The sequence below is a fragment of the Clostridium sp. JS66 genome (genome assembly GCF_033561535.1).
Classification (GTDB): Bacteria; Bacillota; Clostridia; order Clostridiales; family Clostridiaceae; genus Clostridium_AM; species Clostridium_AM carboxidivorans.
Genome location: NZ_CP131467.1, coordinates 1948382 through 1961301, shown reverse-complemented (window position 1 = coordinate 1961301; position 12920 = coordinate 1948382). Strand labels below are relative to the sequence as shown.

Genomic DNA, 12920 nt, shown 5'->3' with positions numbered 1-12920 from the left:
TCATATTTAAATATCATTTAGTTAATATTGTGAATGTAAACGTATAACTTGATGCAATTGTTTTCTATGTATAATAACTTTTCTATCATTAAACCTTGAATTGAAATAAGCGTGATTTTTTCATCACGCTTTTTCAATATAATATTTTTAGTTGAGTATGAATATTAACTCTCAACGGATTCGGTTTCTACTTTAGGTTTAATTTTTATTAATAAAGTTGAAATTAACGCTATTAATACAAATAGTGCACACAACACCAATATATAATCAAAAGCATCTACAGAAGCCTTCTTCTTTAAAAGTCCCATAAGAATACTTTTAGCTTGAATTTGTGATTGTGCTTGGGATATCCCCGTAAGTGTTAATTTATTTTGCATTTGATTCAAAAATGCTGCTGCTTGTATATTAAAAGGTGTTACCTGTTCTGATAATCTATAATAATATATATCTGATTTACTTGTAAGAGAAAGTGTCATCATAGTTATAGCAGCAGATCCTGCTATTTGTTTAAAAGTATTCTGAAGAGTTGAACCTTGGGAAATTAAACTTTGTGGTAGAACATTCATTCCCAATGTAGTAAGTGGCATCATAGTAAGTCCTAATCCTGCACCTCTAAGTATTAAAATCAAATTCGTCATATCTCTGGAAGTATTTAAATCTATTTGTGCCAATTGATATGATGATATTGCAAGTATCACCAATCCAGGTAATATTATTACTTTAGGATTTATTTTGTCTACTATCTTCCCGCTTATAGGCATCATTAACCCTGTAACAATTGCAGATGGAAACATCAATATACCTGTTTGCATAGCTGTATATCCTTTGAGCCTTTGTAAAAATAGAGGTATGGTATATACTCCTCCCATCAATGCCATATTTATTAATGTTAAAGCAATTAAAGAAAATGAGAAGTCTAATTTTTTTAGTACTTTTAAATCTAAAAGTGGTTCTGAAACTGTCAGTTCATTTATAACAAACATAATAAGATTGAAAATACCTATTGTTAAAAGAACAGGGTTTTGTACGTCACTCCAATCTATAGGATTTTCGCTTAGTACATATAAAACACTTACAATACCAATCGTTGAAAATATAAAACCTGTAATATCAACTTTTTCAGGAGCCTTGTGTGGAAATTCCTTTAACAGTATTGTTGATAAAATTATTGCTGTAATTCCAATAGGTACATTTACATAAAAAATTAATCTCCAATCCAATTTTTCAATAATAAAACCGCCAAGAGTAGGTCCTATAGCAGGAGCTGCCATACTAGCTATTCCCCAAAAACCCATAGCAAGTCCACGTTCTTTAGGTTCAAACATCTGAAAAATAATAGTCATACTAACTGGCATAATCATTCCACCTCCAAGAGCCTGCAGCACACGGAAGATTATCATGGCTGAATTGCTCCAGGACATACCACATAGAAAAGAACCTAAGGTAAATGAAATTAATGCAAAAATATACAGTTTCTTATTTCCAAATTTCTCTCCTAAAAATCCTGTAAGAGGTACGATAGCGCCTAATGTAAGCGTATATGCAGTTAATACCCACTGAACAGAATCTAAAGATACATTAAAAACTGCCATCATTTTAGGTATTCCGATATTTACTATGCTAGTATCAAGAATAGCCATAAACGTACCCATAACCACTGCTGCAAGAGCAAACCATCTATATGAATCTGATGTAATATCTTTTTCCATAAAAATCTACCTCTTTTCATTTAACATGGATTTTAACAACAGTATTTATTCCAGGTAATAGTTTATATTTATTTTTAGGCAGTGAAATCTTTACAGGAATTTTCTGTACAACCTTTGTAAAGGTTCCGCTAGTGGACGTAGGAATAACAGACAAATCAGAATTAGCATAATCTCCAACGCTTATAACTTTGCCACTTAATTTTAATCCATCATATTCATCTACAGTAATATCAACACTTTGTCCCACTTTTACCTTTTTAAGCTTTGTTTCATCTATATTAGCATTTATGTAAAGAGCAGATGGATCTATCATTGTAGCAAGTGGTTGTCCTGCAGTAACCACCTCACCTGCAGTTCCTTGCTTTTTTAATATAATTCCACTAATTGGAGCTCTTACAACAGAGGAGTCTGTAGCTATATCCGCTAAATTACCCATATCAATCCTACCTACTATTTGATCCTTTTCCACATACTGACCATCCTTAATATTTATTTCTGCAAGTTTACCTGTAATCTGTGGTGCCACTTTTACCAAATCACTTTGAACTGTTGAATCATCTGTTGAAACAAAATATGTAGAATTGTACCAATAATATGCAATTATACCTCCTACAACTGCTAACATTAATATAAACACAGGAATTATTAACATCTTTCTATTTGATTTCATGATTTATTCACCCACCTTATTTTTTTAACCCTATTTCTGCAAACATACCTGGTTTTAGAATATCACTGTGATCTTTAAGAGCTATTTTTACTAAAACATCCTTATTACGAGAATCTATTTGAGAATTTATTGTTGAAATTTCGCCCTGAAACACTTTATCTGAAAATCCAGATACTTTAACATTAACTTGAAGTCCTACTTTTAACTTGGCAAGCAAGTTCTCTGGTACATAACTATCTATATGAAGTCCACCATCGTTTACAATTGTAACAAGAGGTTGGTTAGCACCAGACATTTCTCCTACATTTATATTTTTTACAGTAACTGTTCCTGATATTGGTGCTGTAATAACTGCATGAGTTAATGAAGTTTTCGATATTTCTGCTGCAGCTTCAGCTTGCTTTACAAGTGCCAGAGATGCATTTATATCACTTTGTGTTGGACCATTTTCCATAGAAGCTAGAACTTGTGAATCTGCATCATACTTAGCTTTTGCAGCAGAGAATGCCTGCTGTGCTTGTTCAAGGTTTACCTCAGCAGTGTTACCTCCCTGCAGCAACTGTTTTTGACGCGCATAATTTTTTTGAGCAATATCATAAGCTGTTTTATCTCCATCTACAAGCGCCCTTTGGGAAGCAATTGATTCCGGTCTTATTCCAGCTTTAATTTTATCTAAGTTGGCTTGATTGGTTGAAACAGCAGCTTCTGCCTGATCCACTTGAGATTGAAGATCTTTATTATCTAAGTAAATGATTGGATCCCCAGCATTTACTTTAGTGCCCACATCTACTTTAATTTCAGTTACTTTTGCATTGATTTGAGAGGATATATTGGCATAATTATTTGCTTGAATTTTTCCACTTAAAATGTATATATCTTCAGATTGTGCTTTATTTTCACTAGTCCCTCTAAAATTATTTTCACTCGAGGAACATCCTGCAAATAATGTTGTAATGGTCAATGATAATAACAATGGCATTAATTTTTTTATTCTTTTTTTAGTTAACATAAACTTATTTCCCCCTTTATTAAAAATATTAAAAATTTTGTTATCAACCAAAATCAGTTGATTCTTAAAAATTTCTTAAACATAGTTTTAATCAACGTTTTAAACAATGTTTAAATAAATATTAATACTAACCTTACTAGTTGTCAATATAATTTTCTTTTTAAAGTCAAGATATAAAAAACCATTTTTGTAAATGCCTTTATATTACCAAAACATTTTTGTAAATTATAATAAAAAAACATATACCTATTACTTTTGTTATTGACAAAAAATATATAAATTAGTATGATAATATTAAAATACGTTTTAAACATTGTTTACATATAAAATAGTAATAAGCGATTCACACAAAATCATAGATTTTTGTTAACCGCTTAGGAGGAATTCATATGAAAAATAATTTAAAAAATGCATCAAATGCAAAAGAAAGAATACTAAATTCAACACTTTATATTATTGGAAAGGAAGGCTTCCAAAATGTTACCACAAGAAAAATAGCAGCAGCTGCTGATGTTAATATAGCATCTATTAATTATCATTTTGGATCAAAAGATAATGTAATTAATGAAGCTTTAAAATGTTTTACTGGTATGTTTAGAAATTCCTTTAAAATTCTTGACAATAATGAATTAACTCCAATAGAAAGGCTTAGAAATTTTCTTAGAAGTTATTCAGATGTTAGTATAGAATATCCTGATGTATTTAAAAACTTCATTAACAAACTTATATATAATGAAGAAGTTCAACCTGAATACATGAAATTTCTTCAACAAGAAGGAATTACAAGTTTAATGAATATTTTAAAAGAATTGACGGATATTAAAGATGATTATCATCTGCATATGATGGGATTGCAAATAATTAGCACTTTAATATTTCCTATATTATTAGGTAATAAAGTAGAAAATATTGCTAGACTTGATTATAAAAATAAAAATGTTAGATATGATTATATTGAATTATTAATTGAATCTATTCAATGTAAGTAACACAACTTTTTCAGAGGACATTTGACATAGGACAGAAGACCGTGAAGGTTAATTTTTTGCTAACGCAAAAGAACCTTTAAATTTATATAAGTCATTCATGTTTCGCTTTAGCGAAACGAGTCATCAAAAATTTAATTGAAGATTTTTCGCATCGCAGCGGAGAAAAATCCTCCTTCACTCTCCTCTGTCAATTGTCCTCTGTCCTCTTAATAGATCTGCTACTTTGTTAAATGAATTATTTTATTAAACATATTCTTTTGTTCATTTATTTTATCTTTATTACCTAATACAAAGAAAACATTCTGATTAATAACCTCCTGAACCATGTCATGCATCTTATTTATATCGCCCGAGGTTGTATTTAAAATCTCATTCAATTCCCTTTCATAATCACTTTTGTTCTTTCCTTTAATTGTATCTTCCTGGCTATTTATTGCAGAATAAACCTGTGATTCTGGATTGGTTAGCTTTTTAAATGCACCTATTTTATATCGCATCATTTCATCATTATCAGATTTGAAATTTTCTAAATATGCTGGCAAGCCATCATATATCGTCATAGATTTATTAATATCTGGCATTCTAGCAGTGCTAAAATAAATGTTACCATCTTCGCTTATATTTGAATCTGCATCATATCCACCATTTGCACGTACTTGGTTAATAAGATATTCATCAATTACAGCTTGAAGAACCTTCATACTGCCACTATATTTGTAGCCAAGTTTTTCAAAATTATATTCTTTAACTACTTCATTTATATTTGCACTCAAGGTAGGAATAGCCTCATTTTTATTGGTTCCATCAAATTTATAATTTACAGGGGTAGAATTTGTATATCTGATTTCTTGTAAAAAGTTTTGAATACTTCCCTGAAAGTGTGAATAATCATCATTTGTTCCAACAAATCCAACTATAAGATTTTTTTTATTGAATACAGTATTATACACATCTATAAGATTACCTTGAATTTCACTCCATTTTGAATCAAAATTATCCTGCATGTTACATAAAAAATCATAATAAGGAAATCCTTTTAAATTGTCATTATATCTACCTTTTTCAGATAAATATGATAGAAAGCGATTAGTAGAAACTGTGCTCTTTGATGCAATTTTTGCTTGATTTATAAAATTCTTTATTTGATCTTTATTATTGAAGTTTGTATTATTAATTATCTCCTTAAGTAATTTCAATGAACTATCTATGTTACCATTTGGTGCAGCTACATATGCCTTTATTTTAGGAGAATATGCAGTAGAGGAATCAAGCCTTCCATATGCATCTGAAGAAAATTCTATATTGCCATAAGTTAAAGTATCAGTTCCATTTGTAGAATTGAACTGATTGTATTTATCATTGCTTCCATTTGTAAGGATATAGCACAATAGATTTATATAGGGGATCTTATTTTGTGGTATCATAGAAGTATCAAAATATAAATTGTAGTAAGAACCATTACTTGTATTAACCGGTGTAAACAACATTTTAGTTCCATCTGAAGAAATGGATGTATTTACTACAGGTTTATCTAATTTTAAATCCGAATTACTAAGCAAAGGCAGTTTTGAAAGCACATCTTTTGAATTTACCTCTGACTGCCACTTTTTTAATCCTTCTGTATCTTGAATAATCTTATCAATTTCATTCTTAGATAGTGATTTTATGTCTATATTTCCTTTATCTTGTGCAGCATCTTTTTGTGATTTCAGTGTAACTATAGATTTATGACTATTATTTATTAAGTATTTTTGAATCATATCTTCAAGATATCTTCCATTAAGTTCTTTCTTTAAAATATTTACATATTTATCGGCATCAAGATAAATTGTAGGATCACCATCAAATAACCATGACTGCATAATTTCATCATTTAAATGAATGCCATGTGCTGCACTTAAAGATTCATTATTTTTGTCAGATTCATAAGAAGAAATTAAAGCTTTTATATCTTTCTTATCGATTCCATTTGTTACAATATCTTTTAAAGTATCATCAATGGTTTTTTGAAATTTCCCCTTTTGATCCTCAGATACATTATCACATTCAATAGTCAAAACTGGTTGAAGATATGAAAAAGGCATAACATCTACCTCATTAAGACCATTATTACTTGCAGCTTTATTAAGTTTGGATTGAAGAATATCACATAGCACATGAAAAGAATTTACTGCTTCCGTATTTGTAATTTTATCAATTATATAATTCTCCGAAAAATAAGTACTGTTTTTATCAGTGGTACTTTCTGTATTATAGTAATATGTTTTGTCTGCACCTTTTACAAAAGGTTTTTGAAAACTAATTTTACTATCAACTTGTTCATTGTCAAATTTGCTAAGGTAATTATTATCTATATATTTAAGTGTTTCATCAATATTTAAATTTCCATAAAGATAAATATAACTATTTGATGGCTTATAGAATTTTTTATAAGTTTTTACTACATCCTCATATGTAACATTAGGAATATCCTTTGGGCTACCACCTGAATTCCACTTATATATAGTATCAGGAAGTACGGATTCAGGAGACTTATAATTCATCATTCTAGATGGATCTTCACCAGACATTTGTTCGTTATATACAACACCAGTATATTTTGCTTTTGACTTATCTGCACTGATTTCATAATGTCCTCCTTCCTGAAGAAATATATTGCGATTAGTAAGTAAATTGGGATAAAATACTGAATCCAGAAGTACTCCTGTAAAATTCATAAAGTCCTTATCATTGGAACTTGTTACGTAGTATTGTGTACTCTCCTCATCAGTATGTCCATTTTCAACCTTACATAAGGATTGATTGTTCATTGTAAGTGCAGCATTATTTACAGGATATTTTTTCGATCCATCCAATAAACAATGCTCAATTATATGATTTACACCAGTATTATCAGATGGTGGAGTACGAAAATTTATACAAAAGGTTTTATTTGGATCATCATTTTTTAAATATATTAATTTAGCACCACTTTTAACATGAACATATTGCATTACAGTAGTTTTTAAACTATTAATATAAGTCTGTTTTACTAATTTAAAACCATTATTATTATTTTCTGCTGCAGCAAAAACTAAAGTAAAATCAATACTTTGAAACATAAACACAAATGTTAATATAAAAATCAATTTACTTTTCAATAATTTCATTATAAAATTCCTCCTATAAATTAAGCCTGAATAAGAATATAAATTATGCATAACTTACATTTTTATATTAAAGCTCAATTATTACAAAAAACTAAACTAAACATAAATTTTTTAATAAGTCGGCAGTAAAACGTGAAACTCTATAAGTTTAAATGAGTAAATTATGAGAAAAAGGCGAGTCTTTATGAACTCGCTTTTTTTATAAAATACATTTTAATTATTTTTGTAGGTTTTCAACATTTCCCATAAATACTATTACTCCTGTTTTACAATCTCTTATTGCAAAAACAAAAGGTCTGTCAATAAAAAACTCAACATATCTTGCATATAAGCTAGTCTCAAATAAAATATATATTTTTACTTCTGACCCAAATATTCTTCCAATACCAAATTTTTATCAAATATTTCCTTTGCTGCCTTTATTCCAACATATCGGATATGCCAGGACTCATAATTATAACCTGTTATAGCTTCTTTTTCTTTTGGATATCTCATTATAAATCCAAATCTATAGGCATTAGCCTTTAACCACTTTCCTTCCTTAGTTTGTCCAAAGTCTACCATTAATCGACCTTGTGCACCTTCTTTATTAGTTACATCCATTGCAAGACCAGTTTGATGTTCACTAGCTCCAGGTTGTGCCACATACTCATCAGCTTGCTGCTTACCAACCTTTTTTACTCTTTCATTATAGATATGCTTTTGTGATTTATAAGATCTATAACCAGAGTTACCATATAAATTTATATCTTGCTTACCAGCATATGCGAATAAATTTTCCAAAGATCTAGCCGCCTCACCTTGCATCATTTTTTCTTCATGAGATGCATTAAATGCAAAATTCACATTAGGTATTGTTAAATTTTTAGGTATATCATTGCTTGATAACCTATTATCTCTATTTACTAAAATTAAAACATCACCTGTTTTTTTATCACTTCCATAAGCTAAATTATTTATAATTTGATTTGGCTTAAATACTGAGTAAATTATTATTACTACAGCTAGAAACAGTACTGGCATCATAAGTAACTTTTTCAATTCTATACGCCTCCATAACTTGTTTACAGCTTTTAATTATCACATAAATTCTTTATACTTTGAAACAATGCTTTATTTGAATTTATTATATTTGCATTTCCACTTACACACAGATTATTTTGCTTCATGATGCCATCCATCATAGGCGCATAATTTCGTATATCCTCTGCTGTAGTTGAAAGAATTTCATCACGATACTTTTGAACATCTTCCTGTGTTATACCCATAATATACATATTATCAGCTTCAGAAGCTTTACCTTTAGGATCTCTCAGCGTATCTATATACCTTAATGATGCTAAAATATATTTATTCATCTCATTTTTATCTGGATTGAAATTTTTTAAATAATCTGGTACCGTGTTAAATGTATCTATTGTGTTTTTTAGATTAGGGTCACTTGTAGAATAAAACGAAAAATCGGAATTATTTCTTTCTACACCTACACTGTAAGCACCACCTTTTATTCTAAGCTTTTGTGTTAAATAGCTTTGTACTATTGTCTCAAATACCACCATTTTTCCACTAGGTTTATATCCTAATTTTTTGTAGTTTCCTGACTTTACTATACACTGCACTTGTGCTGGAGTTATAAATGCTTCATTCTTTGATGAATAATCAAATGTATATTTTTGATTGTTTCCATTTGATCCATTTATTTTATTGAAAAAGGTATCAAAGCATTTAACAAAGTTACCATAATTCGAGTCATCTCCAGTATAACTTACAATTAAATTATTCTTATTAAATGTTAAATTTTTTACATAATTAAGATTTTTTATAACTTCATCAGATTGCTTATCAAAATTCTTATCCAAATCGCAAATAAAATTATAAAAAGGTAAGCTATCTATATTATAGTATTTGCCACTATCAGAGCTGTAAGACAGTGCTTCAGGAGCAACAAAATTATAAGGGTCATTGTTTATATCATTTTGCATATCTGATTTCACTTCTTTAATCAAGCTCTTTAAACGATCCTTATCTGAAAAATTACTACTGTTAGTTATCTCCTGCAGAATGTTAAAGGAATTTTGTAAATTATTATTTAGTGTGAGCATAGAAACATTTAATTTAGAATAATACTTATCAGAATCTTTATCACACATTGGACATTCTAAACTTGGATTATCAATATAAAATGTAATTCCACCAGTATTAGTACCTACTGCATTTGATAACTTATCATAAGTATAATTTTGCGTACCAACCTTTCCTAATATTTTTCTCAATAAAACTAAATACATTAATTTATCTTGAGGAATTTTACTTGTATCAAAATAAAGATTAATATATTGAAGTCCGGCTGTATAAATAGGATGTTTTAATATCTTCACTCCATTATAATCGCTTACTTCTGAAGGTATTTCTTCAGATTTTTTATTTACAGTATCTAAATCTACAGAATTATTTTTAGAATTTTGCTTTGAATAATCATCCTGCCAGGATTTAAATGCTTTATTTTGATTTATTAATTCGTTTATCTGATTTAAAGATAAACTTGCTTTATATTTTGCTAGAGAATCCTTTAACTTACTTTCATTTTCATCATCCAATCCAGGCTTAGGCTTCATAACGACAAGTGATGAATGAGTGTTATTTAATATATATTTTTGGATTAAATTTTCAAAGTATCTATTGTCTTTTTTATATTTTTCTTTAATATTTTCAATTTTAGAGATGGATAATAAACTTTGTTCTATACTTTCATTTTCACACCATGCCTCAATAATATCCTTAACGTATATTTTTTCCCTGACAGCCGATGAAGACTCCTCACGCTGGCTCATTTCATACTCGTTAAATTTAGAATTAACTAGCTCCTTATCAAAACCATTCTTAACTATGTTTTGTAAAGTACTGTTAACTACAGTTTGAAATTTTTCCTTCTGAGATTCATTTGCTCCTTCAACTGTTATGCTAAAAGGATTGTCACCTACCCAAACAGGATGTCCTAAATTATTGTCAGAAAATGCTTTTTCTAAAGGTGATGAAATAATATTCTCAAGCATAGCAAGAGTTTCTTTATTTAGATCATTTCCAAGTGCATAATTTAATGACAAGTATGTTTTATTTGTAACGCTACTTCCTTTAGGTAGAGAATAGTATCCTTCAGAAAAAGCCATTTTGTCATTAACTTTTTCATCTTTCGTACTGGTGTCAATTGAAGCCGTCTTATTAAATTTACTAAAATAATTATTATTTATGGATTCTAATATTCTTGTAATATCTAAATTTCCATAAAGACAAATAAGACTATTTGAAGGAGTATAGTTCTTTTTATAAGTTTCTAAAAGTTCTTTATAAGTAAGTTTAGGTATATCTTCAGGATTTCCTCCTGAATCAAATTGAACTGAATTTGGAAATAAAGATGCTTCTATTTTATCTTGAAGAGCTTCAATAACTGACTTTCTACCTTTTTCTTCATTATATACAATACCATTTACTTTAAGTTCATCACTAGGGGAAGATATCTCATATCTCCATCCCTCTTGTTTCATTAAATTTTCATTAATATTTGGGAAGAATACTGAATTTAATGTACCCTTCATAGCAGTTTCAAATTTTTCTTCATTCAAATCAGCTCCATGATAAAATGTGAATTTCGCATCAGTATTACTATTTCCTTGTGAAAACATGCCATTATTATGTCTTTGTTCTTCTGCGATTACATGTTCAATAATATGATTTACACCAGTGCTGTCCTTTGGTAAAGTTTTGAAAGCAACTGAAAATACTTTATAATTATCATTGTTTTTGATGTAACAAACTCTCCCTCCTGTCTTTTCATGTTCAAGCTCATAAACTGTTGAATCAATATCTTTTATATATGTCTTTGATAACACCTTAAATCCAAAGTAACTATTTCCAACAGTTAAATCAATAAGGGTATTCTCATTGGAATTTGCAGCTGCAAATACTGTATCAAAGCTAGAGCATTGGAACATAAATACAAATGCTAGTAGTAAAACAATTTTCATTTTTAAAGTTCTCATTTTTAATCCTCCTTTTATTATTTTAGAGCTCTATTATGTAAGAGACATCATATATAAAAAAGGTTCAAAATTTTTGCTGTTCGCTAGATTCATCGTGAATGCTAATTACATCTGCAATAAATTTTCCTTTATCATATTTTCCCCATACAGATATTTTTGTACCAGAGGATAACTTACTTATATTCTCAGTAGGAATTTTACTGTAGGCAACAGTTAAACTATATCCTTTTAAAAATTTTTTCTTTAAAACACCTTTTTCTAAATAAACCTTAGTAGATTTATTCAACATTACTTCAACATTCTCTTCATTAACATTTTTAGTATAATTAGAACTTACTGCAGTACTTTCGTTCTTATTATTTCTAATAATTTTATCTACAGTAACTAAATCACTACTACTATTCACCAATTTTCCAAATATATCAGCCTTACCTTTTGGAACATTTTCTCCACCAATAACTTGTTCATGCAATTTACTAATTCCTAAGTATGTCCCAAATTGATCTACAGCAATAATACCTCCACCAATAAACAATATAAAAGTTGTTATTATTATGCTCGCATAAAAAGTATTTCTTTTTGGTATCAGCTTATTGATGTATTTATATAAAACATATCCTATAATACCTCCCATAGTATTTAAAATAATATCATCAATATCACTACTTCCAACACCTAAAATATACTGAGAAATTTCAAAAAATAAGCTAAAACAAGCTGTAGATATTAACACATTACTAAACTTTGAATATTTTTCATTTAAAGAAGGTATAAAATAACCAAATGGTATAAATATTATTATATTGCCAAAAGTATTGGATATGGCACTCATATACCCCATTGTTCTACTATTAACAAGGTCTTGAATAACTGTTTTAAATGGAATTAAATTAATCGACCTCATTTTTCCATAACTTCCACTGAATAATTGACTTATTGAAAGATATCTAAATATTAAAATTTTAAATAAAGCAGCAATATATGCTATAAATAAAATCCATATTACAGCCTTTAATAAACTAGTTTTATCAAATTTAAACTTCATGTGATTTCCTCTCTTCCTTCAAAATGTAAACTTTCATTTTTTCATCGTTTTTGTATTATATTCTTGTTTTGTTTTAGTATTTTTAAAAATGCATTCATTATATTAGAAACATCTTGTACAAAAAAGGTTCAATTTATTTTATAAGTAACTGCCATAACGCCCACACTAAATAAAATTCATTGATAATTTTATAAATTAAACTAAAGCTTGATAAAAAATTGATATAGTATATAATTTAAGCTGTCAATGTCACACAAGTTTATATTAAAATTGCAATGTTACAGGAACGTGAAATAATTTAAATTTCATTAA

The 12920-nt window shown here is 28.5% G+C and carries 9 protein-coding genes; 1 reads left to right on the top strand and 8 read right to left on the bottom strand.

The window, feature by feature from the left end:
- Positions 1-164: 164 nt before the first annotated feature.
- The 3 genes from Q6H37_RS09185 to Q6H37_RS09175 are packed head-to-tail and all read right to left on the bottom strand — an operon-like array spanning position 165 to position 3388.
- Complete coding sequence (locus Q6H37_RS09185) at positions 165-1709, bottom strand: DHA2 family efflux MFS transporter permease subunit (protein WP_318741196.1); 1545 nt, start codon at positions 1707-1709, stop codon at positions 165-167.
- 16 nt (positions 1710-1725) lie between these two features.
- Positions 1726-2379: an HlyD family secretion protein gene (locus tag Q6H37_RS09180; protein WP_318741195.1), complete on the bottom strand. Its 654-nt coding sequence runs from the start codon at positions 2377-2379 to the stop codon at positions 1726-1728.
- A gap of 16 nt (positions 2380-2395) precedes the next feature.
- Positions 2396-3388: an efflux RND transporter periplasmic adaptor subunit gene (locus Q6H37_RS09175; RefSeq protein ID WP_318741193.1), complete on the bottom strand. Its 993-nt coding sequence runs from the start codon at positions 3386-3388 to the stop codon at positions 2396-2398.
- 389 nt (positions 3389-3777) lie between these two features.
- On the opposite strand from Q6H37_RS09175, the gene Q6H37_RS09170 reads away from it, so the two are divergent.
- Positions 3778-4377 (top strand): TetR/AcrR family transcriptional regulator, encoded by a 600-nt coding sequence (locus tag Q6H37_RS09170; RefSeq protein ID WP_318741191.1) that lies wholly within the window; start codon positions 3778-3780, stop codon positions 4375-4377.
- Positions 4378-4595: 218 nt separating this feature from the next.
- Here the strand turns inward: Q6H37_RS09170 and Q6H37_RS09165 are convergent, their stop codons facing one another.
- From Q6H37_RS09165 to Q6H37_RS09145, 5 genes are all read right to left on the bottom strand, one after another.
- Positions 4596-7526: an insulinase family protein gene (locus Q6H37_RS09165; RefSeq protein WP_318741189.1), complete on the bottom strand. Its 2931-nt coding sequence runs from the start codon at positions 7524-7526 to the stop codon at positions 4596-4598.
- A 217-nt stretch (positions 7527-7743) separates the two neighbouring features.
- Positions 7744-7875: a serpin family protein gene (locus Q6H37_RS09160; RefSeq protein ID WP_318742973.1), complete on the bottom strand. Its 132-nt coding sequence runs from the start codon at positions 7873-7875 to the stop codon at positions 7744-7746.
- Positions 7876-7883: 8 nt separating this feature from the next.
- Positions 7884-8567 carry a M15 family metallopeptidase gene (locus tag Q6H37_RS09155; RefSeq protein ID WP_318741187.1) on the bottom strand — a complete coding sequence of 228 codons (684 nt, stop codon included), beginning with the start codon at positions 8565-8567 and terminating at the stop codon, positions 7884-7886.
- Between the two features lie 32 nt (positions 8568-8599).
- Positions 8600-11563 (bottom strand): insulinase family protein, encoded by a 2964-nt coding sequence (locus Q6H37_RS09150; RefSeq protein WP_318741185.1) that lies wholly within the window; start codon positions 11561-11563, stop codon positions 8600-8602.
- A gap of 64 nt (positions 11564-11627) precedes the next feature.
- Positions 11628-12608: a VanZ family protein gene (locus Q6H37_RS09145; RefSeq protein ID WP_318741182.1), complete on the bottom strand. Its 981-nt coding sequence runs from the start codon at positions 12606-12608 to the stop codon at positions 11628-11630.
- Between the last annotated feature and the right edge of the window lie 312 nt (positions 12609-12920).